Origin of the sequence: Bosea vestrisii (assembly GCF_030144325.1) — a bacterium.
Taxonomy (GTDB): Bacteria; Pseudomonadota; Alphaproteobacteria; order Rhizobiales; family Beijerinckiaceae; genus Allobosea; species Allobosea vestrisii_A.
Genome location: NZ_CP126307.1, coordinates 915,404 through 938,740, shown reverse-complemented (window position 1 = coordinate 938,740; position 23,337 = coordinate 915,404). Strand labels below are relative to the sequence as shown.

General features: G+C 62.8%; 22 protein-coding genes and 3 pseudogenes. 10 read left to right on the top strand and 15 right to left on the bottom strand.

Annotated elements, in window-relative coordinates:
* Positions 1-5: 5 nt before the first annotated feature.
* Positions 6-995: a zinc-dependent alcohol dehydrogenase family protein gene (locus QO058_RS04585; protein WP_284170632.1), complete on the bottom strand. Its 990-nt coding sequence runs from the start codon at positions 993-995 to the stop codon at positions 6-8.
* A 102-nt stretch (positions 996-1,097) separates the two neighbouring features.
* Here QO058_RS04585 and QO058_RS04580 point away from each other — a divergent pair, with 102 nt between their 5' ends.
* Complete coding sequence (locus QO058_RS04580) at positions 1,098-1,994, top strand: LysR family transcriptional regulator (protein ID WP_284170630.1); 897 nt, start codon at positions 1,098-1,100, stop codon at positions 1,992-1,994.
* A 187-nt stretch (positions 1,995-2,181) separates the two neighbouring features.
* On the opposite strand, the pseudogene QO058_RS04575 reads toward QO058_RS04580, so the two are convergent.
* Positions 2,182-3,712: pseudogene (locus tag QO058_RS04575) on the bottom strand (acyl-CoA carboxylase subunit beta).
* A 178-nt stretch (positions 3,713-3,890) separates the two neighbouring features.
* Between QO058_RS04575 and QO058_RS04570 the strand changes: the two are divergent.
* From QO058_RS04570 to QO058_RS04560, 3 genes are read left to right on the top strand one after another with little or no spacing between them, the layout of a single operon-like run.
* Positions 3,891-4,202, top strand: coding sequence for an ArsR/SmtB family transcription factor (locus QO058_RS04570; RefSeq protein ID WP_284170629.1), 312 nt, complete (start codon positions 3,891-3,893; stop codon positions 4,200-4,202).
* Positions 4,199-4,540, top strand: a complete 342-nt coding sequence (locus QO058_RS04565) for an SRPBCC family protein (protein WP_284170627.1) — start codon at positions 4,199-4,201, stop codon at positions 4,538-4,540. The genes QO058_RS04570 and QO058_RS04565 overlap by 4 nt, the downstream gene beginning before the upstream one ends.
* Positions 4,541-4,598: 58 nt before the next feature.
* Positions 4,599-5,204: an ATP-dependent Clp protease proteolytic subunit gene (locus tag QO058_RS04560; RefSeq protein ID WP_284170625.1), complete on the top strand. Its 606-nt coding sequence runs from the start codon at positions 4,599-4,601 to the stop codon at positions 5,202-5,204.
* Here QO058_RS04560 and QO058_RS04555 read toward each other — a convergent pair whose 3' ends face one another.
* Positions 5,205-5,594 carry a DUF1801 domain-containing protein gene (locus tag QO058_RS04555; RefSeq protein WP_284170624.1) on the bottom strand — a complete coding sequence of 130 codons (390 nt, stop codon included), beginning with the start codon at positions 5,592-5,594 and terminating at the stop codon, positions 5,205-5,207.
* A gap of 5 nt (positions 5,595-5,599) precedes the next feature.
* Positions 5,600-6,388, bottom strand: coding sequence for an ATP12 family chaperone protein (locus QO058_RS04550; RefSeq protein WP_284170622.1), 789 nt, complete (start codon positions 6,386-6,388; stop codon positions 5,600-5,602).
* Positions 6,389-6,756: 368 nt separating this feature from the next.
* On the opposite strand from QO058_RS04550, the gene QO058_RS04545 reads away from it, so the two are divergent.
* A complete protein-coding gene (locus QO058_RS04545; protein WP_284170620.1) occupies positions 6,757-7,014 on the top strand; it encodes a YjhX family toxin in 258 nt (85 codons plus the stop codon).
* A gap of 82 nt (positions 7,015-7,096) precedes the next feature.
* Here QO058_RS04545 and QO058_RS04540 read toward each other — a convergent pair whose 3' ends face one another.
* Positions 7,097-7,462 carry a VOC family protein gene (locus tag QO058_RS04540; protein ID WP_284170619.1) on the bottom strand — a complete coding sequence of 122 codons (366 nt, stop codon included), beginning with the start codon at positions 7,460-7,462 and terminating at the stop codon, positions 7,097-7,099.
* Between the two features lie 148 nt (positions 7,463-7,610).
* Positions 7,611-8,464: pseudogene (locus QO058_RS04535) on the bottom strand (P1 family peptidase); the annotation flags it as partial.
* 279 nt (positions 8,465-8,743) lie between these two features.
* Between QO058_RS04535 and QO058_RS04530 the strand changes: the two are divergent.
* On the top strand, positions 8,744-9,400 hold the full coding sequence (locus QO058_RS04530; protein ID WP_284170617.1) for a Spy/CpxP family protein refolding chaperone: 657 nt from the start codon (positions 8,744-8,746) through the stop codon (positions 9,398-9,400).
* Between the two features lie 163 nt (positions 9,401-9,563).
* Positions 9,564-9,878: a hypothetical protein gene (locus QO058_RS04525; protein ID WP_284170616.1), complete on the top strand. Its 315-nt coding sequence runs from the start codon at positions 9,564-9,566 to the stop codon at positions 9,876-9,878.
* A gap of 72 nt (positions 9,879-9,950) precedes the next feature.
* Here QO058_RS04525 and QO058_RS04520 read toward each other — a convergent pair whose 3' ends face one another.
* Both QO058_RS04520 and QO058_RS04515 read right to left on the bottom strand, forming a co-directional pair.
* Complete coding sequence (locus QO058_RS04520) at positions 9,951-10,340, bottom strand: NUDIX domain-containing protein (protein WP_347975875.1); 390 nt, start codon at positions 10,338-10,340, stop codon at positions 9,951-9,953.
* Between the two features lie 286 nt (positions 10,341-10,626).
* On the bottom strand, positions 10,627-11,550 hold the full coding sequence (locus QO058_RS04515) for a hypothetical protein (RefSeq protein WP_284170615.1): 924 nt from the start codon (positions 11,548-11,550) through the stop codon (positions 10,627-10,629).
* A 118-nt stretch (positions 11,551-11,668) separates the two neighbouring features.
* Between QO058_RS04515 and QO058_RS31345 the strand changes: the two are divergent.
* The 3 genes and pseudogenes from QO058_RS31345 to QO058_RS04505 form a co-directional block, all read left to right on the top strand.
* Positions 11,669-11,887, top strand: a pseudogene (locus QO058_RS31345) (DUF6538 domain-containing protein); the annotation flags it as partial.
* Positions 11,888-12,003: 116 nt separating this feature from the next.
* Positions 12,004-13,185, top strand: a complete 1,182-nt coding sequence (locus QO058_RS04510; protein ID WP_284170613.1) for a site-specific integrase — start codon at positions 12,004-12,006, stop codon at positions 13,183-13,185.
* Positions 13,186-13,342: 157 nt separating this feature from the next.
* Complete coding sequence (locus QO058_RS04505) at positions 13,343-14,830, top strand: hypothetical protein (RefSeq protein WP_284170612.1); 1,488 nt, start codon at positions 13,343-13,345, stop codon at positions 14,828-14,830.
* On the opposite strand, the gene QO058_RS04500 is transcribed toward QO058_RS04505, so the two are convergent.
* The 7 genes from QO058_RS04500 to QO058_RS04470 form a co-directional block, all read right to left on the bottom strand.
* Positions 14,732-16,099 carry an FRG domain-containing protein gene (locus QO058_RS04500; RefSeq protein WP_284170611.1) on the bottom strand — a complete coding sequence of 456 codons (1,368 nt, stop codon included), beginning with the start codon at positions 16,097-16,099 and terminating at the stop codon, positions 14,732-14,734. The genes QO058_RS04505 and QO058_RS04500 overlap by 99 nt on opposite strands.
* Before the next feature lie 156 nt (positions 16,100-16,255).
* Positions 16,256-19,936 (bottom strand): hypothetical protein, encoded by a 3,681-nt coding sequence (locus QO058_RS04495; RefSeq protein ID WP_284170610.1) that lies wholly within the window; start codon positions 19,934-19,936, stop codon positions 16,256-16,258.
* Positions 19,937-20,103: 167 nt separating this feature from the next.
* On the bottom strand, positions 20,104-20,259 hold the full coding sequence (locus QO058_RS04490; RefSeq protein ID WP_284170609.1) for a hypothetical protein: 156 nt from the start codon (positions 20,257-20,259) through the stop codon (positions 20,104-20,106).
* A gap of 282 nt (positions 20,260-20,541) precedes the next feature.
* Positions 20,542-21,054: a hypothetical protein gene (locus QO058_RS04485; protein WP_284170607.1), complete on the bottom strand. Its 513-nt coding sequence runs from the start codon at positions 21,052-21,054 to the stop codon at positions 20,542-20,544.
* A gap of 58 nt (positions 21,055-21,112) precedes the next feature.
* Entirely contained in the window at positions 21,113-21,700 is a 588-nt protein-coding gene (locus tag QO058_RS04480) for a hypothetical protein (RefSeq protein ID WP_284170606.1), read from the bottom strand.
* A gap of 159 nt (positions 21,701-21,859) precedes the next feature.
* Positions 21,860-22,354 carry a ribonuclease H family protein gene (locus tag QO058_RS04475; RefSeq protein WP_284170604.1) on the bottom strand — a complete coding sequence of 165 codons (495 nt, stop codon included), beginning with the start codon at positions 22,352-22,354 and terminating at the stop codon, positions 21,860-21,862.
* Positions 22,355-22,469: 115 nt separating this feature from the next.
* Positions 22,470-22,868, bottom strand: a complete 399-nt coding sequence (locus QO058_RS04470; RefSeq protein WP_284170603.1) for a hypothetical protein — start codon at positions 22,866-22,868, stop codon at positions 22,470-22,472.
* Positions 22,869-23,337: the final 469 nt, after the last annotated feature.

Sequence of the window (23,337 nt, the reverse complement as noted above, 5' to 3'; positions counted from 1 at the left end):
CGCCGTCAAAGCGTCACCACGATCTTGCCGAACTGCTCGTTCGATTCGAGGTAGCGATGCGCCTCGACGATCTCGTCGAACGGGAAGGTCCGGGCGATGATCGGCTTTAGCGAACCATCGCTCAGCCCGTCGAGGGTGAAGGCCTTGGCGGCGGCGAGGCGCGCTGGATCGCCGGTGATCTCGTGGACGAGATAGCCGCGTAGCGTCAGGCTCCTGCTCAGCACATTGAAGAGCGGGAAGGGGGTCGCCTCCGGGCTCTGGCCGCCATAGTTGATCAGGATGCCGCCGCGCGCCATCGCGGCGGTCAGCGGCAGGAAAGCGGTGCCGCCGACGGCGTCGAAGACCACCCTGATGCCGCCCTCGCCAGCGATGTCCTTCAAGCGGGCTCCGACGTCGTCTTCGCTCGATGCGACGACATGGGCGGCGCCGGCCTCCCGTAGCGCCTGGGCCTTGCGCCTGGTCCGCGTCACCGCGATCGGGATCGCGCCGATCCGGTTGGCGATCTGGATCGCCGCGAGGCCGACACTGCTCGACGCCGCCGTGATCACCACAGGCTCGCCGCGGCCGAGGCGGGCGATGTCGACCAGCGCGCCATAGGCGGTCAGATACTGCATCCAGCTGGCTGCGGCGGCCTCCCAGCTGAGCGTCGCTGGGTGCTTGATCACGAGCGCCGCGGGAACGGTGACGAGCTCGCCATGCACCGGCGAGCGCAGCATCGAGCGCGGCGGCACCAGACTGACGGGATCGCCGGGCAAGAGGCCTTCGACGCCGTCGCCGACGCTTTCGATCAGGCCGGCGGCTTCGAGACCGAGCCCCGAGGGAAAGTGCGCCTGCTCGATGTAAGTCCCCGAGCGGAACAGGGCTTCGGCCCGGTTGAGGCCGAGCGCCTTGGTCCGGATCTGGACCTCGCCGGGTCCGGGCGGTGCGACTTCGATCTCCTCGATCGTCAGAACCTCGGGACCGCCATGGCGGTGGAAACGGGCTGCGCGTGCCATGCTCTAAATCCAAATCACCGTGAGTGAATGAGCTATGACAGCAGCTTATTTCGCGATAAATCGTGGCTCGTGATTGACAATCGGAACGGTTGATTTCGAATGATGGATCGCCTCACCAGCATGACCGTCTTCGTCAGGGCGGTCGATCTCGGTTCCTTCGCGGCAGCCGCAGCGGCGCTCGACCTTTCCGCGCCGATGGTCGGCAAGCATGTCCGCTTCCTGGAGGAGCGCCTGGGCGTGCGCCTCCTCAACCGCACGACGCGCCGCCAGAGCCTGACCGAATTCGGCCGCGCCTATTACGAGCGCTGCCGGACAGTCCTCGCCGAGGCCGAGGCGGCTGATGCGCTCGCTGCCGACCAGTTGGGCGAGCCGCGCGGCAAGCTTCGGGTGGCGCTGCCGGTGCTGTTCGGCAGGCGCTGCGTCATGCCGGTCCTACTGGAGGTAGCGCAGCGCCATCCACAGCTTGAGCTCGACCTCGCCTTCGGCGACGGCTTCGTCGATCTCGCCGAGGGTGGCCACGACCTCGCCATCCGGACCGGCGAGCTGCACGACGCAGCGAACCTCGTGACGCGCCGCGTCGCACGTCAGCACATGATCGTCTGTGCCGCGCCGTCGTACCTCGAAGCCCGCGGAACGCCGCAGCAGATCGAAGAGCTGGAGGGCCGCGACGCGGTAGTCTATCGCCGCTCCGGCCGCGTCCGCCCCTGGCTGTTTCCGCGCGAGGAGGGGCCGCCGGCGGAGGTCATGCTGCGCCACCGTTTGCGGTTCGACGATCTCGAGGCGATCGCGGATGCGGCCGTGCTCGGCATGGGCCTGGCCTGGCTGCCGTCCTGGCTGGTGCGCGAGCGCCTCAGGGCAGGGGAACTGGTCGAGTTGCTGCCGGACGAGGGGCGATTGCCCTACGACGTGCACGCACTCTGGCTGCAGACGCCGCATCTGCCGCCCAAGATCCGCGTCGCCATCGACGCGCTGGCGGCGGAGCTGCCAGGGCTGATGTGAGGTCGCCCCGGCGCTTGGTCCGAGGCGTCCGTCTGAAACTCACAGTCCTCATCCTGAGGAGCGCCCGCAGGGCGCGTCTCGAAGGATGCTCCAGTTGTCTCCAGAACCTCCTGAACCATCCTTCGAGACGCCATTCCTGACGGAATGGCTCCTCAGGATGAGGGCTCAGGGAGTCTTCAAACGCTCTTCAGAGCGGGATGTTGTCGTGCTTGCGCCAGGGCCGCTCGACGCTCTTGGTGCGCAGCATCGCCAGCGCCCGCGCGACCCGACGCCTGGTTGAGTGCGGCATGATCACCTCGTCGACATAGCCGCGTTCGGCCGCGACGAAGGGGGACATGAAGCGATCCTCGTACTCTTTCGTCTTGGCGGCGATGCCATCCGCGTCCATGCCGCGGAAGATGATCTCGACCGCGCCCTTGGCACCCATCACCGCGATCTGCGCCGTCGGCCAGGCATAATTGACGTCGGCGCCGATATGCTTCGAGGCCATGACGTCATAGGCGCCGCCGAAGGCCTTTCGCGTGATCACCGTGACCAGCGGCACGGTGCATTCGCTATAGGCGAAGAGCAGCTTGGCACCGTGCTTGATCAGGCCGCCATATTCCTGCGCCGTGCCAGGCAGGAAGCCGGGAACGTCGACCAAAGTGACGATCGGGATCTCGAAGGCGTCGCAATAGCGGACGAAGCGGGCGCCTTTCCGGCTGGCGTCGGAATCGAGCACGCCGGCCAGCACCATCGGCTGGTTGGCGACGATGCCGACGGTGCGGCCCTCGATGCGGGCGAAGCCGGTGACGATGTTGCCGGCATAGGCCTGCTGGATCTCGAAGAAGTCGCCCTCGTCGACGACCTTCAGGATCAATTCCTTGATGTCGTAGGGCTTGTTCGGATTGTCCGGCACCAGCGTGTCGAGGCTCATATCGACACGGTCGGGCACGTCGAAGCTCGGCCATTCCGGCACGCCGACGGTGTTGTTGGCCGGCAGGAAGTCGATCAGGCGGCGCACCTGCAGCAGCGCCTCGACATCGTTCTCGAACGAGCCGTCGGCGACCGAGGACTTGGAGGTGTGGACCTTGGCGCCGCCGAGTTCCTCGGAGGTCACGGTCTCGTTGGTGACGGTCTTCACCACCTCCGGACCGGTGACGAACATGTAGCTGGTGTCGCGGACCATGAAGATGAAGTCGGTCATCGCGGGCGAGTAGACGTCGCCGCCGGCGCAGGGGCCCATGATCACCGAGATCTGCGGGATGACGCCAGAGGCCTGCACATTCCGCTTGAAGACCTCGCCATAGCCGCCGAGCGCCGCGACGCCCTCCTGGATGCGGGCGCCGCCGGCGTCGAAGATGCCGACGATCGGTGCGCGCATCTTCAGCGCCATGTCCTGGATCTTGGTGATCTTCTGGGCATGCGTCTCGGAGAGCGAGCCGCCGAAGACGGTGAAGTCTTTGGAGAAGACGAAGACGGTGCGGCCATTGACCGTGCCCCAGCCGGTGACGACGCCGTCGCCGGGAATCTTCTCGCCCTTCTCCATGCCGAAATCGACGCAGCGATGCTGCACGAACATGTCGAACTCCTCGAAGGAGTCGCGGTCGAGCAGCAATTCGATGCGCTCGCGCGCGGTCAGCTTGCCGCGCTTGTGCTGCGCCTCGATGCGGCGCTCGCCGCCGCCCCTGCCGCGCCCCGGCGCGGCGGTCTTCGAGCTGTTCGAGAATGTCCTTCATGGAGCCTCCGGGAAGCCTGCCAAAATCCGCTATCCGGCTTAAGGGCGGAAGGCGTGGCTGTCCATCGGGCGCGCCTCCCGCTTTGGTGCAAGGCCGGGTGCGACCGCGCGCGCGGCCTGCTCACTGCGCCTCCTAAGCGGGCTTGCGAGTCAAATAAGTCTATGCTTATGTGTTGTTCATGGAGCAGGACATCTTCAAAGCACTGGCCGACCCGACCCGCCGGGCGATCTTCGAGAAGCTCGCGGCCGGCGGGATGAACGCCAGCGCGCTACGGGATGGCATTGCGATCAGCCAGCCGGCGATGTCGCAGCACCTTGCGGTTCTGCGCACTGCGAAGCTGGTGCGGGAGGAACGGCAGGGGCGCTTCGTCAATTACGAGGTCGACCCGGACGGGCTCGCCCTGATCGCGCAATGGCTCACGAAGTATCGCGCCTACTGGCCGGCGCGCGTCGACGCCCTCAAGGACCTGCTGCGGGACATGGACCAATGAGCGAGATCGAGACGAAGGATCGGACGAAGCAGCTGGTCTTCGCGTATCAGCTCGATGCTCCGCCCGAGAAAGTCTGGCGGGCGCTCAGCATTCCGGCCTTCCGCGAGAGATGGCTGCCGGCCGAGGTCGAGGCGCTCTCCTCAGTGCCGGGGGAGGAGGTCCGCTACCGGCTGAGGGAAGAAAAGCCGCCCTTCCTGGAAAGCGTCGTGACCTTCCAGCTCGCGCCCAATGCAGATGGGACCGAGCTGCGCATCATCCACCAGCTGACGGATGCAAGGCTGGGTCAGCTGCCGTCGCCCGCGAACAGTAATCAGCCGCTCATGCTGCGCGCCGCCTGACGGCGCGGCCTAACCCACAACCCTAGTCACCAACAGTCCGGAACAAAGGAGGTCGTCGATGCACGGCACGATGCAGCTCGTCCCTATGGTCGTCGAACAGTCGACCCGCGGGGAACGCTCCTTCGACATCTATTCACGGCTGCTGCGCGAGCGGATCGTCTTCCTCAGCGGGGAGGTCAATGACGGGACGGCGTCGCTGATCTGCGCCCAGTTGCTCTTCCTCGAGGCCGAGAACCCGAAACGGCCGATCCATTTCTACATCAACTCGCCGGGCGGCGTGGTCACCAGCGGCCTCGCGATCTACGACACCATGCGCTACATCCGCTCGCCGGTGCACACGCTCTGCATGGGCACGGCGCGCTCGATGGGCTCATTTCTGCTGATGGCGGGCGAGCCTGGAGCGCGCGCGGCGCTGCCCAATGCCAGCCTGCACGTCCATCAGCCGCTCGGCGGCGCCCAAGGGCAGGCCTCGGACATCCTGATCCATGCCGAGGAGATCCAGAAGACGAAGCGGCGCATGATCCGGCTCTATGCCGAGCATTGCGGGCGCAGCGAAGAGGAGGTCGAACGCGCGCTCGACCGGGATCGCTTCATGACGGCGGAGGAAGCGCTCGAATGGGGGCTGATCGACCGGATTATGACCGAGCCGCCGCCGGCAGCTTAGTCAGGCGCTCGGCTTGCTCGGGTCGCCGAGCTCGCGATTGAGCGCGACCGCGGCGCGTACCAACTCGGCGGCAACGGCCGGGTCGACCGCGTCGCCCTCGCGCAGCACCATGGTGGCGAGCTCGAACTTGCCGCCCGGCTTTAGCCGGGGCTCGATCCCCCGCAACCGCTTGCCGCACCAGAAGCCGAAGAGGACACGCTCGGCTTCAGCCCGGATCAGCAGCACCGGCCCGTTCGAGACATAGACCAGATGCGTCCACTTGATCCGCTCATCGAGCGGGGCGGCGGCCTTCACCGCCGTGCGCAAAGCCTCAACCATCGCCAGTCGCCAGCCATCGAGCTGGGCGACATAATCGGCCGGGTTGTCGGCCTTGGGCGCGCCGGGAAACAAGGCGGCTAGCCTTTCATCAGCAGTAGCACGGCGGCGTCATACTCCTTGCGGCGGAGGACGCGGCGCTCGGCCGCTTCCTCGTCCTGGCCCCAGATGCCGATCTGGTAGTCCTCGTCGAGATGGGCGGCGGCCCAGGCCGCGTCGGCATCGATCAGCCCCTCAGCGAGGGCGAGCATCAGGATGGTCGAACCGGTCAGCGTCATGACGTTGTGGGCGCCGGCGAGCGCGACCGGGGAGTGGATCGCAGCGACACGCCTGGCCACCGCATCGAGCATGGCCTGCGGCTGCTCGGCGAAGACCACGCCCTGCGCCATCATGAAACGGCCGCCGAGGCGCTCTTCCAGCGCGGCGATGAGTGGGTTCCAGATCTCATCCTGCCGCTCGACCAGTGCTTCTGGCTCGCCGGCGCGGTAGCAGAGCGCATCGCTGCCGGCATAACGCACGATCTCGGCGCGGACGGCTTCGCCCTGATCGGCGACGCCGTCTAGCGCCGAGTTGACCAGACGGGTCAGCGGCATGCGGGCCGGATCGATCCGCCCTTCCTGCGCCTGCCATTCGGCCGCGAGTGCATCGGCGACGGCACGGGAGGCGACGGCGAGCGGCTTGCGGGCCGGCGTGCGGGCGGTACGGCCGTCCAGCGCGACATGGAACAGTCCGTCGCGCTCCAGCGCCTCGGCCTTCTCGTAGAAGCGCTTGGGCAGCGGGTTGCGCATCGCCTGCTGGGCGGCGGCGACGGGGTCGGGTTGGCGCTGGCCGGCGGCGCCGAAGCGGGCGAGAAAATCATCGGTCGACATGCCGGTTCCATAGCGCATCCGGGGGCGGCTGCGAAACCGGCTTCGAGCGAATGCGCCTCGCCCGATCATTGACGCGCGCCGGGTGCTCGCTTAAACGCCTCCACCCCGGACGCGATGTGCAAGAGGGTTTTATGTTGGAGACTGTGGGAACCCGGTGAGGTTTCGCTGAGGCGAGACCTGATCCAGCGCCGGGTGAAATGAGGCCCAGCGCGCTTTCCGTTCGACCGGACCGGTCGAACGAAAAGAATTCGCGCAGACTCAAAGTAGAGCAAGTTCTCGTCGCAAAAGTGGTTCCCACTTTTGCGGAACATGCTGGAGGCCCCTTCACCGCTGCGCTTGTCATGGTTCCATGCACAGGCTCTACCAACATGAACATTTCGCGGGGCGAGCAGCGCGTGCTGCACGTGCTGGCCCGTGGCGGACAGATCCGCCATCTTCGCGGCGAGAACGGCCGCATCCATCACATCGATTGCTTCACCCATGAAGGCCACATCCTGAGCGATTGCACGCTCGCCATCTTCGGCGGGCTCAGGCGAAAGCACCTGATCGAGTCGCGCCAGGGCGGCCCCTATCGGATCTCGCAGCAAGGACGGCTCGCCGTCCGCTCGCAGGCCGACAACCGATGACGACAGCGGGAGGGCGCAAGCCCTCCTGTTTCCTTTGGGAGCGGTGCGCGCTGCGCTGTCGCCCAGCGGTGCGCGGCAATGATCAGGCCGACTCGAACAGCTCGATCAGATTGCCCGATGGATCCTCGCACAGGATCTGCTTGCCGCCAGGCCCGACCACGATCTCGTTTCGGAAAGGTACGCTCTTGCGGTGCAGGGTTTCCACGAGCCCTGCGAGATCTTCTACCTCGATGACGAAGCGGTTCCAGCCGCCGGGGATCGGCTTGCCCCCGTCCGGCATCGCCCGCGAGGCCGAGGCGCCGGGGCCGGCGAGCCAGAGCGTCAGGTCGCCACGTTCGAGGATCGCCATGGCCGGGCCGAACTGCTGCTTCAGCGCAAAGCCGAGCCTGTCGACATAGAAGCGCACGGCTTCGTCGACATCAGTCACGAAATAGCGGACGCTGGCCATCGGCTCGCTCCCTCGCGTCGTGGCGACTCAAGCGACCAACCTATGCACTGAACCTGTCGCGCCAGGCCGGCCGTGCACCCGGGAAGGGCAGGGCGCTGGCGCAGTATACCGCTCGCGCCACGGCCCGCGCCAGCACGTCGGCGGCGGTGGCGCAGAGCTCGGTCAGGGCATAGGCGTCGGACGGCGCGCCGCTATGACCGGTCGCGGCGGCGAAGACGACGTCGCCGTCGAGGGGGCATGCACCGGCCGGAGCGCCCGAGCGAGCCCGTCATGGGCGCAGAGCGCCATGCGCTTGGCCTGCGCCTTGGTCAGCACCGCATCGGTCGCGACGAGGGCGATGGTGGTGTTGGCGCCAGGGCCGCCTTTGAAGCGCAAGGCGAGATCCTCTGGCGGGATCGCCGCCGGCCAGCCGCGGCCACCGAATTCGCCGCCGTTCTCGTAAGGCGCGGCCCAGAAATGCGGGCCGTCGCCGATCGTTGCCGAGCCGACGGCGTTGACCGCGACCAGTGCACCGACGATCTGGCCGGTCGCGGCGACCGCGCTCGCCGAGCCGAGCCCGCCTTTCAGATTGACCGTGGTCGCGCCATGGCCGGCGCCGACGCTGCCGAGGGTGAACTCGGCTGCCGCGGCGGCACAGGCCTGGTTGGCTAGCGCGCGATAGGGCGCCTCGCCGTCGCCGCGGGCGAAGGGCTTGTCGCCGCCATTGGCGAGATCGAACAGGATCGCCTGCGGGACGATCGGCACGCGGTAGCCACCGATGGGGAATCCCCGCCCTTCCCTGGCCAGCCAGCTCAGGGCGCCATCGGCGGCGGCCAGGCCCCAGATCGAGCCGCCGGAGAGGACGATCCCGTCGACATGCTCGACCGTCATGCCCGGCTCGAGCAGCGCGGTGTCGCGCGTCCCGGGTGCGCCGCCGAGAACGGCGACGGAGGCGATGCTCGGCCGCTCGAAGAGGGCGACGGTCACGCCGGTCGCGGCAATGGCATCCTCGGCATTGCCCACGAGAATGCCACGAACATCGGTGATGAGATTGCGCACGATGGAACTCGCTGCCGATCGGAGATGAGCAAAGCGCCCGGCCGCATGGTGCGCCGATTCGGCACTGCGCGGCGACCGGCAGGAACTTCCCGCTCGCCGGCGCGTCGTCCTGACATTACGATCTTGTCATGCGCGCGCCATGGCTGGGTCAGGCCGGTTCCGGCACCGTGGCGATATCGCGACCCGGCTTCGAGACCCGCAAAGCGACCCGTTCTTGTAGGACCACAATCCCGGAGACTTCGCATGAAACGTATCGCCCTCATCGTCGCCTCCAGCGCTGCGGCCGTCGCGGCGACGCTGGCGATCGCCCAACCACAACCGATCCCGCCCGCACCGGGCAGCACTCCGCCGGCGCAACAGCAAAGCGAGCCGCGTGGCGACCGCGCCGAGCGGGGCGACCGTTCCGACCGGCGCGAGGAATGGCGCCAGCGCCGGGCCGAGCGCGCCACCGCCCGGATGAACGAGCGTCTGGCTCAGTTGCGCACCGATCTCAAGCTGAAGCCGGAGCAGGTTCCGGCTTTCGAGAAGCTCGAAGGGCTGATCAAGCGCAATGCCGAGCAGCGCCGCGAGAGCTTCGCCAAGATGCGCGAGCAGCGTGAGCATTTCCGCGACGCCGACATCATGGAGCGGCTCGACATGAGGGCGACCCGCCAGGCCGAGCGGGCGACCCGCAGCAAGGAGATGGCGGACGCTGTTCGCCCGCTCTGGTCGACGTTCAGCGACGAGCAGAAGACCGTGGCGCGCCGCGCCGTTCGCCAGGCCATGTCGGAAGGCCGCGAGCGGATGCGCGAAATGCGTGGGATGGAATGGCATGGCCGTGGCGGCGACCGTGATCGCGACGACGACCGTGGCCCGCGCCGCTGGCGCGACCGCGGCCATGACGACGACGATCGCGGCTGAGCAACGACAGGACAGCGAGATGAGGGCGGTCCGGCAGGGCCGCCCTTTTTGCTGACCCTCAGCCCTCATCCTGAGGAGCCGCGTAGCGGCGTCTCGAAGGATAATCCAGCTGTCTCCCCTGCCTTCTGGAGCATTTACCGTTTTCGTCATCGCCGGCAACACCTTGCTGCGGCCATTGGTCAACGCGATCAACCGCAGCCCGATCGACGAGAAGGCGTCCGAGGCGACCTATGAGGTCGTGGTCACCACCGATCCGGAGGCCCTGCCTTCGGTGCGCGAGGCGATGGTCGAACTGCTCGAGCAGGCGAATTATCCGGTCGACGTCAATACGGCCGAGCGTGGCGAGGAGGCGATCGAGATCGTCGCGACGCTGATCAGCACAGCCGTCGAGCGCAAGGAACTCGACGCCGTGGTCGAGCGCATCGAGCGCCTGAAGGGCGTTACGCACGCGACCTGGGAGAGCAGCACGAGCGATTGAGCGCTCTCGGAGAGCGGGCATAGAGCAGAGGGCTGAGAGATTTTTTCGGATGAGTATCCGGAGACGGCTCGGTCACGACCACAGCTCAAAGGGCTCGTCGATTTTCGCCCCGGTCAGGAAGGGGGATAGCAACACTGGGAGCTTGCCGGGATAGAAGCGCTCTTTGCTCTTCTGGATATCGGCTACGGACCACCACCGATAATCGAAGTGGTCTTCGATTTCGTAATCGAGACGCTCAGCGTAGCCGATGGCGGGTTTTCGCGCTTCGATCGCTATTCTGACGATCACCTCTTGTTGCAGGCGACGACGCCCGCGGTACCGAAACGACGCCGAACGGCACCAGAGCGGCGGCCCAACCTGCGCAGCCGCTACGACAATTCCGACCTCTTCGCGAAACTCTCGCAGCGCCGCCTCAAGGTAGGTTTCATCGTTGTCGATCCCACCCCCGGCAATTCCCACCAATCGCCAAGGTCCGGATCGGTCGCATCGCGAGTTCGCAGTAAAAGTACGTTTCCTTCGTTGTCCTGGGCGACGACGCGAACTGCCTTTCGTTCGAGAACGGGAAAATCATTGGGCAAGGTAATCACGATCCCCCTCCATCAGGGCAACGTAGCATTGGGCAACGCAGCATTGTTCTCACGCCTCGCTTATCTCAGATACTGGCGCGTGATGACGAGGGCCGCATTCCTTCGAAACGAGATCGGTACCTCCTGATCTTGGCTCGCGGCCTGGCTGCGATATTTGCGTATCAATGCCGCGCCTCGCCGGCCCCCTTCATCTTCACCTCAAAGCTCACCAACTGCCCGAATAACGGCGCCTTCCGGAAATCCTCATCGAACTCGCGGCGGGAGTGCCTTGTCTGCTTCCGGCTCTCGAAAACCCCCAGCCATGCCAGCGGGCGCAGGACGCGTGACATCATAGCGAACTCGGGGAGGTCGGGCCTCGGCACCTTGTCGAGCGTCTCCATGATCGTGCAGGCAAGCATCAGTTGCCCAGCGTTCGACCAGCCATGCGCCGTCACCGACAGACTCCAGAGGACCACGCCCATGTGGTGCTGCGGCCAGAACTCGATAGGATTCCTGTCGAAGTCCTGAAGGTTGACCTTCCAGAACACCGCTTCAAACAGTTCAGCCAGCAAGGCAGGGGCCGCTTCGGAGACCAGCAGGGTCTTACCCGCCTTGGTCGCCTTCAGGACTCCCAGGCGCTTCCTCAAGAGCCCCGCAGCTTGCAGCACGATCCTCGTGAAAAGGACCCCGTAGGCGTCATCCTCGTTGATGACCTTGTTCATCGCGAGCGTGGTGGCCTTGTCGTAACCCGGCCATTCCGTGCGGTCGAAGACGTGCCAGACATCGGCACGCTTCAAAGCACCGGCAGGCGTGAGGACAAGCCCGCCTTTCTCCACGGCAAGCTTCAGCAGGAGCCTCGCGGCGACGACCATCGGGACCTGAAGGGCCGCCTCGATGGGGACGTTATAAGGCGTGAGGCGGAGAGCCTGCGGGACCCTGCCGGGCGGCTCCAGGAGCGCCTTGAGAGAGTCGGGCTGAAGATGCGTCCAGGCGGGAGGGATAGAGGTCACGCCAGGGAGCGTAGGCGGGCCGGAGCCAAGGCTCAACAGCCAACCTGCGCGTGCGCTAAGCAAAAAAAGGCGGTCCTTGCGGACCGCCTTTTCCATGATTCTCACCAGAGGCTTGCGCGCTCCAGCTGATATCTTAGATCAGCGCGAGTAGAACTCGATTTTGGCTGTGCCTATCCCCTTGAACATATTGACGGATAACAGCTTTTAGCTATGCGTGTGGGGTGAAACGTGTGGGGGAGCGTGTGGGGTGGCGAAGATCGCAGGATACCTTGAGCCGCGTCGACAGGGCTTTGCGGCAGTCGTTGATGTGCCTACCGCTCTGCGGGAGGTCGTCGGTGCAAAGCGGCTCAAGAAGGGCCTCGGCACAAGGGATAAGCACCTTGCTCAGGCCCGACTTCCCAAGGCGCTGCTAGAGTTGCACTCACGGATCGACGCGGCCCGCCGAGGTCACCCCAGCACGGACCCGAGGACAGCCGAGGCGATGGAGCTTCGGGAGCGTTTGCAGGAGGTCCGGTCGGGGGCAGGCGCAGTCTATCAGCCGCATGAGGTGTGGGATCCGGCCGGGGGAAATACATCGTCATCGAGGCGGAGGTTGCCGAAGGGCTCCTCATCGACACCGTCCAAGCCCGCAGCGAGGCGATTGCTGATGAGGAAGGTGAGAAGCGTGGAGACACCTTCGCCGATTTGGCGCTCGGTCGCTCAACGCCGCTGAAGCATTACATGGAGACGTGGCTGTCGGAGCCCGGTAAACGCGGGACGGTGAGGGCGGAGCGGACGAAGCTCGAATACCAAGGCATTGTGTCGGCCTTTGAGGACTGGCTTGCGAAGGGTCGGCACGCTTCAACAGTCGAGGCCGTAACCCGGAAGATCGCAGGCGAGTATGTCAGCTCGCTCCACAAGGACGGCCTGTCGGCAGCCCGCATTCGGGATGTGTGCGCGGCCTTCTCCACCTATTGGGTTTGGCTGGAGAAGCGCGGGTGCGTCCCGGAGTCCTTCAATCCCTGGAAGGGACAGGCTGTCGCCAAAGTGAAGAAGGTGGTGCCTCTGTCGTCGGGGGAGGAACAGGACGACGACGAGCCTAGGCCGTTCGAGACAGACGAGTTGGAGAAGCTCTTCACGGATGTCGAGGATATTGCCCTTCGTGACCTCATGCACGTTGCGGCGCTCTCCGGGATGCGGATTGACGAGGCTTGCAGCCTGACAGTTGGGCAATGTGCGCAGGGCATCTTTGATGTCCGGGGCACGAAGACGAAAGCGGCCAAGCGGAAGGTCCCTATCCACCCTGACCTGTCGGAGTTGATAAAGCGACGCTGTAGCGACAAGCCGTCAACCGACTGGCTATTCCCGGAGGCTGGCGAGCCCGACAAGTTCGGTAAACGGGGGCCGGTCATGAGCGCCCGGTTCTATAAGTTCCGGACGAACCGGAAGGTTGATGATAAGCCGGAGGGACAGAGGATGTCCCGAGTCAACTTCCACTCGTTCCGCCGTTGGTTCGTGTCGGAGGCGGTGAAGGCCGCACAGCCCCTTCATGTGATCCGGCAGGTTGTCGGACACGAGCAGCCGAAGAGCGACGTGACGCTCAGCACGTACTTCCGGGGAGAGCTGGAACAGGCGAAAGTGGCGTGCGTGAACTCGGTGGTCATGCCGCAGAGCGTCCGGGAGCTGTTGCCGGTTTCTTCAGGTCAGCTAGCAGCGCCAGCGACAGGGGAGCTTCAGGAGGTGGATGGGTAGCATGAGGTGACTGAAAGGACTGTAGGCCCGTAGAGGCCAGCAGCCTAACTCTAGACGTCAGTGACTCTTCACATATCCAAACGAATATCCGCAGGATAGATACAATATCTACAGCTTCGCTTGCATTTCGCGAAGCAAAACCGCTGGAGAAATTCCCGTGTTCAACGAAATTGTTATCCGCAGGGGAATAAGAAGTGATGGATCGTTCGATGCAGGTTTGCTAGCAGAGACGCTGTTATTCTACGAAAATCCGCTGATTGTCCTTGATCGAGGCAGTCTCGTATCTATGATTAAATCAATCGGAAAGGAAGAAACGCTCGCTCTTTTGGACGAGAACGGACTTAAAATCTCCTATATGCAGGAGATGTTTTCTACAATGTCTCAGACGGAGAATGGCCTAAGAGTTCACCGTTTCGCTGAGTTCAAAGCAACGGACCCGAACCAGCGTCGCCGCGACGGGCATGGCGAGATCGAGGCCGTTCTCACCAGAGCGCTTGGCGCAAGCCGAGAAACGCGACAATTCGTTAAACGCCTGAATGGCAAAGCAGCTATCCACCGACTTCGCGCCGAGGAGGTTTTAGGCATCGACATTGCGTCCGCAGCTACTGCTGAACTCGATAACGAAGGTCAAACTGAAGCGAACATAAGGGCTGTTGTATCCCAGCTAATACCCGGTCATACGCTTCCAAGCCACAATCATTTTCGTGCTATTAGGATAGACGATAAGTCTTTTGTTCTCGATACAAATATAGATTTCGACCATCTAAATATTATATTCCCAGGTCATGTCAATGGTGAGAGCGGTACATTAACGCGCGAATATCTCATCAATAATCTATTTGAGGCGCGTGCAGATGCATATCTTTGTGGTCAGTACATGGCTCCATACGTGACTTCGCCGGTTGGTCATGAATTAATGAGAAGGCGGCTAGTCGAGCTTGTCTCTAGGCGAACCCGCGATGTCCGCGAACTGGACTTGTTTCAGGAGCTTTTGCCAGAAGGGCGAAGGGTACGAGAGGTCGTGAACTCAGGGGAGCGTACCTTCCCTGAAGTTCTTGATCTGCTTAAGAGCGCGAGGCGCTTCAAAGGCTGGCTGCGTGACAAGAACCCTGACCAGTCCCTCGTTGCCGAATATACAACCGCAATCACGGCACAAGGATGGGCAGCAAAACTCCCTTCTAAGTCTATGCGTTGGGTATTCATGACGGGGCTTGGCGCGGCAATTGACGCACTGTACCCAGCTTCGATCCTTGGCACCGCGACGGCGCAAGGTATTAGCGCTTTGGATGCCATGCTCTTGGACCGTCTGCTTAAAGGGTGGAAACCGGATCGGTTTGTCAGCGGAGAGCTTTCAGAATTTGTACGTGGCTCGATAGCAGAGCCCGTCTCCCCGAGAGCTTTCACCCTCCGGGGCTCCAAACATGAAGTCACTTCACTCTTCGTCGCCGCCGCGCGGCACCATGGCCCGGTGTGCCCTGATCTTGTCCCTCAGGATCACCTCACCGGCCTTGATGCGCCTTCCGTTGAAATTGAAGGCAAGCCGCGGTCAGCTACCTTGCGCAGCGAGGTACCGCGCCCTGAGGTGAACTGCCGTCTGATCAATGCTCGGGTAAACGGTCATCGCATTGATGTTCAGACTGTCTAGTTGTTCGAGGATGCGTCGCTTTTCTCGAATGGTCACGCGATTAATTTCGATGCCGTCTTGGCCGTGCTCCGGCAGTGTGGCTTCATGGCCGAACAGCAGGAATGCGCCTGACTGTGATTTAATCCTAGTGTTAGTGCGTTTTGCCTTCACGCAAATTATGGAGCCGAGGTCATCGGGCGCGATCCGGGCTTCGAAAAACCCCTTCTCTGACTTGATGTGATGTAATAGCTTAAGAGCAGCATCGGTCTTCTTAAATGCGCCGATGTCGAGTTTTAGGTCGATTTCGTTCTTTTGGCTATATGTTAAATTTGACAAATTAGCGAGGCAGCTAACAGTGTCTGAGTCGTAATACTTCATTCGATCCGCTTTGACGCGAAAAATGATAACTTCGCCGTCGATGTCCAGTGGCTCCGGCTCGCTATGACACGCAAAAAACAATGCAACAAGAGGATTGCTGGAAATGTCGAGTAATCGAGTAGGAAGTCTGTAGTGTTGCATACGGACGAGGCGATCGAAGCAGTATTGATCAGCTTGAAATTCTTCGTAATGAGCGATGAGCAGCTCCTTACAGAGCCGATCTTCGTTCGGCATGAACTGCCACCCGCCATCGTTCCTACGTCGCAGTAACGAGGGTGTGAGCTCAAATCGCTCGTTTTCATGTCCTCGGAAAAAAGTCTCTGTATCTCCCTTAGCCGGAAGCCCGTACAGAATTTGAAGAAATGCTTCTACGCTGTCGGCAGTGCCAATCAGTTTTTTGGTGCGCGGAGGCGGCTCGGCTAAAGCGATAGCTGGATTGGGGGCCAGTTGTGCTCTGACCTCATCGCTAAATTGCGGCTTGATTTTCGCAAGGCGTTCTAGGATTTGCTTCGGGGCGCCTTCTCTGACAGCCCAATGCGTACGATAAAGCTGAAAACCGCTGGCGTCGAAGACCGCCCGCGCCGCCTCAATGTCGGGAAATTCGACATTTCCAAAATCGATCAATGTCTTGAATGTAGACGATACTTCTTTTCGGCCAGATTTGATGTTTGTGATCCTCCCGTACTTGATAAGCATGGAGGCAGAGCTCTTAAAACGCTCAATCTCACTGCACAGAAAAGTCGGAAGACTCTCCAAGAATAAGATAGAGTCTTGGTCAAGAGCTTCAAGGCGTTTTGCTATATCGCTGGGCGTATATTCAAACATCCGCCCCCGAGTCATTCCAATGAGGCCATCGGGATTTTCGACTTCTTCGCGCGCGCCGAAGGCAATGTAGTTGAAATTCTCAGACATATGCCTTCGTTCCGACCGCAAGCACGGTCTCTAATTACAAAACAGAGAGTCACAGCAACAACGAGCCTAGCCGATTGTGAGGGCCTTCGACCGCGAAGGCAAGGCCCCGCCCGGAAGTGATCCGAACGGGGCCGTTTAGGCATTTGTGAAGTGACTTCAGTTTTGCCGGGGCTGCTGAACGAGTGCCCGCGCCCTTGCGATCTGGCCCTTGGTGATTTCCTGAGCGAGGTCAGGCATCTCCCTCTTCAGGGTCTCCATCGCCATATCGCGGTAGCCGCCGATGATGATCTTCAGGTGCCCCATGCGGGAGCCGTCAAAGTCCTCCTCTTCGTCGCCGTCCGTCATCATGTCCTGATAGGCCCGGCTGCCGATTTCGGCGGCGAGCATCTCATGGATGTTCATCTCGGCCATCTTCACCTCGCCTGTCAGCTCCAGCCAGCGGTCATAGGCGGTCTTGCCGGTGACCGGGCTGCGGTAGTCGAGGAGGTCTACGCCGTCCTTCGTCGTAGGAGGGGGCGAGAACCCCTTGTCCCCGATCAGCGCCAGCCTCGCCAGCTCGTCCTTCACGTCTTCCCGAGGGCTCGCCTTCCACTCCTTCGTGGTCGGCTGTTCCTTGCCCGTGTGAACCCCCGCAACAATCGGCGAGAGCCAGCCCGGCCCGTAGGTCGGAGGAGGGGTGACCGGTTCGCCAAGGATGTTCCGGACAGGGTCGAGGTCTTGAGAGAAGCCGGGGACCTTGCGCCGCACCGCGTCTATGGCTGACCGCGCCTCCCGCAAATACGGGTCGTCGTTCATCTTGGCGATGGCGTTCGGCGCGAACGAAGCCGCAAGGCTCTTGCCGAGCTTCTCCGCGTTCCTGTCGGGACTCGTCAGGGCGTCGAGGAACTCCGTAAGACCCTGAAGGTAGGACTTGGAGCTGAGCTGCTTCAACGTGACCACCATGGCCTTGCCGGCCGTCTCCCACATGTCATCGTTCGACATGCCGCCAGCCAACTCGGTGTAATCCGCAGCCATCCCGAGGAACCCCGCGAAAGGGTCCATACGGGCGAAGCTGACATAGGCCGTGGAGCCGTCCGCCTTCTGGACCCGCATTGAGTAGGGCCGCCAGCCGGTGGCCTCCAGCAATTTGCGCTGCCTCGGGTCCTGCGGCCCGGCTCCAGTGAGGGAGCCCTCGGTCGCCAGCGCAACCGCGCCGCTCCAGAGCACCCCGCCCATCGCCATCTTCGCCTTCGCATCGGCCTGCGCTTGGACACCACGGGCTCCCGTGAGAGCGTCGTAGTATTCCTTGCGGCCCAAGTTCAGGACCGGCGTGCGATCCCAAGCGAACCGCAGGAGGTTCGTCGGGGTCCTGATGAACGGCATGATGACCCGCATAGACGGGTGGTTGCCGGCGAACCGCTGAAGGTCCTCGCCGATCGTCGGCTTGCCGAACCACGTGGCGGCCCGGAGGTCCTTCGTGAAGGTGCTTTCGCGGGCATACTCCAGAGCATCCGGGTTCATCGCCCGGCCCATGTCGTCAACGCTCTCCTCCAGGCGCTTCGCCACGATCCGCCCGAAGGTGGTGAAGTCGCCCGACTTCCATGAGCCCTCCTGCATGGCCTCTCGGTACGCCTGAGCCCGGACCTCGCCGCGATAGCTGATCTGCTTCACGAACTCGTCCATGGACATCATGGTTCGTCCGGGGAGGTTCACGAGCGTCCCGAGGGCATCCGCGACCATGGCGACGGTCGAGTTCTGGATGTTGAACGCCTCTGACGGCGGGCGCTTGTAGGACATGTTCTCCATAACTCGAGAACGGCCGGGGTCGAGCTGCGGAGCGTTGAGGCGGAACGCCTTGGCCGCCATGCTGATGCCGTCCTTCACGGACGCGACCATTGTTCCGTATTGGATAGCCGCCTCCGCCATCTGAGCCCGGCCTTCCGCCGTCGAATAGCGAGTTGCCCCGGCAAGGAACTTCTCTGCCGGCCGGAGCGCGGCGGTCATCGTGGAGGACACGAGGTTGACCGTCTGCGTTGTGAGAGCGGAGAGCATGCCGTTGGTGCGGAAGGAAATGACCGCGTTGACGAGGTTCTCGGCGAACCCGCCACGGATGATGGTGGAGACCGCCTTCGCGTTGACGCTGCCGTCCGCATTCTTGCCGGCCGCCGCGATGTCCCCTGCCATGGCCCGAAGACGATCCTCGCCGGCTCCCCGCAGGCTCTCGATGTCGAGGTCCGCGAGGGCTCCTTCCCGGTTCTTCGCCGTGATCTTCATCGCGTTGAGCGAGCGGGCGATCTGCGTCTGCTGGCCCCGGTAGTAGGCTTGGATGTTCGCGGCGATCTCATAGTTCTTGATGAACGCCTCGGTGACCTCCTGCCGGTTCTTGTAGGGGCCGACGCCACCTAGCGGGTCGTGGTAGATCGCGGCGATGTCGGTGAGCTTCGTATAGGCCGTGGTGAGCACGTCCCGGTACATAAGCATGGTGGCCGGCAGGTTCTGGAGGTCGCCCGCCGTCTTGCCGATTTGCTGCATCAGGGCCGTAGAGTTGGTCCCGACGATGTCCGCCAGCTCGTCGGCCTGAGCCTTGAGCATGTCGTTGGTGAGGACATCCGCCCCGCCCCGCTGCTTGGCGATGGCGTCGGCGTACATTCGCTGCGTCGCCGACATGACGGCGTTAAGGTCGTCGCCGTTCTCGATCAGGTCCGTGCGGATGCCTGAGAGGTTCCGGCCTTGGCCCCAAGCCTGTTCGGTGATCGTCAGCTCCACGCTCTCGCGCAGGGCTTTCTCGTCAACCTTGATCGGCGCTTCGGGTGCCGTGACGTTGTCATTCGACGGCTTCGGCCCGGCCTCCTCGGTGACCTTCGCGGACGCCTCTGCGGAGTCCTTGGGGGCCTCCTTGGCGGGCGCTTCGGGGTTGGCGTTGGGGTCGGCCTTGTTGTCGTTCGTCGGCTTCTGAGCGGCTTCCTGCGGCTGCTCGATGCGGTCCTTCGAAAGGTCCGGCTCCTCCGGCTTGAAGCCAGACTGCTCCAGCTCGTCGAACGCCTTGAGGGCTTCCTCGCGGTTACCCGCACGAAGCGCCTTGACCCCCTTGACGGTGTGGATCAGGCCCTCCGCAGCCATGCCGATGCCGAGGCCCTCGATAGCGTTCTTCAGTCGGCCGACCGCCTGGCTGTCATCCGGCCGCGCCGCGAGGAACTGCGTGAGCGGATCGCGAAGGCTGGTGTGCGTCTCGATCAGGTTCGACAGGCGCTCCTCATAGGGATCGAAGGAGAGCATATCGACCAGAGCGCCACGGCCTGCACCCTGAGCTACGGCAGCGCCGACAGTCGGGGCCGCGACCATGCCGGCCGCCTTGAGTAGCCGCCCGCCCGAATAGTAGGCGGTGGCGAACTGCGTGACTTCCTTGACCAGCCCGCCCGTGACCGTCTCGGCCTTCGGGGTGACTGCGGTGTCCAGCGGGAGGGACAGCGGGTTCGCGGCTCCGCTCACGATGCCGGGCGCGATGCCCGACATGTCAAAGAGGTTCTCGTGCACCCACTTCACGGCAGGCTGCGTCACGAGGCCGTACATGGCCCCGGAGGTTTCGTTGATCGCCGAGGCGACGCCCCGGTTCACTTGCCCGGGGATTTCGAGGATGCCCCCACCGATGTCTTTGGCGATCTTGCCGAGGGTTGAGGGGCTCTGTGCCGGCGCTGCCACAAGGGACTCGCCGGAGGCTTCAAGGGCGTCCAGCTCGTCTAAGAGCGGGTTCTCGCCCGGTTTAATGAGCGATTGGCCGGAGGCTTCAAGAGCGTCCAGCTCGTCAAGCAATGCGTCTTCGCCCGGCGCGATGCGCTGGGGTGTGGTGGTTTCTGCCATGGTGGGGTGAGGCTTTCTGTGAGGGGATAGAAGGGCCGGAGCGGCTTTGCTGAAACTGCCCGCTAGGACGGCCGATTGCGTTCGGATGGGTATGGGTAGCGGCCGGGGCCGGGATGCCGTTGGGCGCTGGAGACCCTAAGCGGGAAACCGCAGCCCAAAGGGCGGAGTCAGGCCGCGAGCTTGCGGGCATTTAGCTCCGCCAGCTTCTCCTCATCGTAGGTGACGAAGATCGGCCCGCCGCTGTCATTCTCCCTAACGGTGAGCTTCGCGACCACGCCAAGGGTTCCCTTCAGGGACCATGAGGTTTCGCCTTCGTGGGTCATAAAGATGATCGAGGCGGGGTCGTGGCCTTCCTGAAGGAGAACCCGAGCGGCGGAGCACAAGGGCGTGCGGGTTGAGCAAAGGTCCCTGCCGGTGGCGTTGGTGGCCGTGAAGAGGGAGTTAGGGGGCCTTCCGGGGGCGGAAGGAGTCTTGCGGTAGGTGAGGTGGACTGGGGGGCTGGAGGTCATTCGTTCGTGTTGAACAGGGTATGAGAAAGCCCGCCAAGCTGGAGAGCCGGGCGGGCCTATGGGGTGACTTTGGTCTCGGATGTGGGGCGATCAGGATCAGCGTCTTGATAAGGCACCTAGTTTCCGGCGCTTTCGACCCGACCGCTTGAAGCTGCTGACAATCGCCCAACCCTCTCGGCCGAGGGCGTGAACATCTGCCCTGGCCTTGGCTCTGGCCGCGATGGCGTCCAGCTCCGCCGCAGCCGCACTATCGACCGGAGCTAGCTTGTTCTCCGTGTGCATCGCGAAGAGTTCCGCGATGACGATGGCGAGGTTCGTAGCTTCCGGCGTTCGTGCCTTACTGACGATGAAGGCGGCTTGGGCGCGGTTGAGGCTGTATTCGGTGACCTCCCGCTTTGCTCCCTTGCCGGCTTCGATCATGACGCCAGATTGGCGTAGTGATCCCATCGCCTCCAGTGCCGAGGCATGGCGCTTGATCAGCTTTCGGATATCCGCCGGTTTGGAATAGCCGAGCCTTTCGGACAGGATGATATCGCGGACGGTGGTTTCAGCTTCAGGAAGCTCGGGGACAAAGGGTCCGGGCTCTATTGCGGTGAGTGTGTTAGGCATCGCGACGCTCTCTTGGGCGAAAGAAAACCCGCCAAGCTGATGCCGGGCGGGGAAGGGGTTACTGGAGCATTTCCGAACGACGGGGCAGCGCCGCAATGTGTCGCTCAATGCGGGACAATTCTCGCGCTGTCGGCTCATAAGCGGGTAGCTCAATCAGCTTCCGCGCCGCGTCGGAAAGCGGAGGTATCAGTCTGTCACATTCGCCGGATGCCAATTCGGTCGCGGCGGTCAAAGAGTCCGCAAGAGCGGCGACATCAGTCAGCTCAACATCCTTGCCCGTAGTCAGCCGGATTGCGCGACCTCGGAGTTGCCTTAGTGCCTTCGTCAGTGGCGTCTTGATCTGGTGCATCTCCGCAAGCTCGGAAAGCTCTTCGGCATCTGCGATTGCGAGATGAAGGCGACCCCACGTCGTCTCAGGGATGCGCGGAAGCTCAGGAAGTTCACCCTTTCGAGTGCCTAGTGTTCCCATTTTCTTCATGAGAAGCCTGATCTCTCTGACGCCAGTCTCGGTATGGCCGATTAGGATCGCGATGTAGCGATTACTCTTTGCTGTCATGTGCTCGTAGGAAAGCACGGTCGAAGCGACGATGTTGGCAATACGTCGCCGGTCCGCATTGGTGACAATCCGAAAATCGGAGGACTTCATAGCTCTGCCTTTCGCTGATGATTGCGTTGGTGGGATGTTTCGAGTTCTATCCAATACCGGATAATCGTCAAGTATTATTTTCAGTATAGAATAGTGAAGCGTAGCTCCATTGTTGAAGTGTCACTCCATATTGCTTCGTTAGGAAGGTCATTGGCGAGGTTATCTGATTGAACGTCTGAGCTTCTCAGCTTCAGCCCGCGCGAGTCCGTCAACCTTCTCGTTGAGCGGGCATCCGGCATGACCGTGCTGCCAAACCCAATTGACCTTCGCGTGCTTGCTGGCAGCGGCCTCCAGGGCTTTCCACTCTTCGACATTCGCAACGAAGCCGCCGCTGGAGGTGCGCCAGCCGTTCCTCTTCCACCGCGCGATCCGCTCGCTCATTCCTTTGATGACGTATTCGGAGTCGCCGGTCATCGTGACGTGAGCGCCGGCTTTGATTTTGAGGAGCGGCTTCAGGGCGGCCGTCAGTTCCGCCTTGTTGTTCGTGGTGTGCCTGCCACAGGGACCGGAGATGGTGACTTCCTTCCCGGATGTCTCATCCTGAAGGATCGCGGCAAAGCCTCCGGGGCCGGGGTTGCCGAGGCAAGAGCCGTCGAAGTTGACCGTGATCTTCCTATTAGGGAGGGGCTCGGGAGTGGCGAGCGTCTCCGTCATGGGCGGCCGCTCTTCGTCTCGGCCACCGCAGTAGCCCGCCCCCCTGCGACGGGCCTGTACGCGGGAGACCTGTAGCGGGAAACAGGGGTCTGACGGCGGGAGTGTGGTCCGACTGTCATCGTCGCCACCCGGCTCCTGCCGGTGCTTGCGGGCGGCGATCATCGCGACCGTAACGAGGCTTGGTCTCCTTCACCTCATTCGTCACGAGGTTCGTGCGGCGGAGGTCCGTCTGATCGCCGTTGTCATGGGTGACGCGGATGGCTCGATGACCCTTGCCGGCAATCCCGAGGATGATGCGGGATACCTTCGCGTAGCCCGAGGTGGCGCTGTAGGTCGTGACGTATCCGAGGTTGAGATACCAATTTGGCGAGAAGCCTGCCGAGAGGACCTTCTGGTAGTCTGAAGGCGAGATGCGGGCGAACCTGTCAGAGTTCGCGAGGGGGATGAGGAGGAGGGGTGAGCCGTCCCGCTCATCGGTGGTGGGCGCGGGAGGCCGGAGAGCCTCGTATGTCATGGGGAGGTGTTTCCTATGCTTATCAGTGAGATTGAGAGACGACTGATCCAAACAGAGACACGCGCGAACAAGCGCGGCCGACCTGCCTGAACGGGTCTGAAGGTGACTACGGTAGGGCTCTAGGAGCTACGGGCTTCGCCCTCCGCTGGCGACCATCCCTGAAGGGGAAGACCATCCAAGGGAGGAAACCGAAGACCGAGGTCAGGGGTGACCAGAGAAATGTGGAGTCACTCCACTTTTCATCGGCCCTGCTGAAGGGGCCTATAGGTGATCCTGAAGGAAGACCTGCAAGATAACCCTAAAGAGAGAGGATAAAGGGAAGAAGTAAGGATCAACCTTAAGTCCTTCCTGTAGGGACCTTCAGGTATCCTTCTATCTACTGCCCCCTCCCCAAAACTCGGGAGGATAAAAGACAGTCACGGCCCCCTTGTGCGTGGTGTCTTGTCGTAGTCGTCCCGCCTGTTGCGGG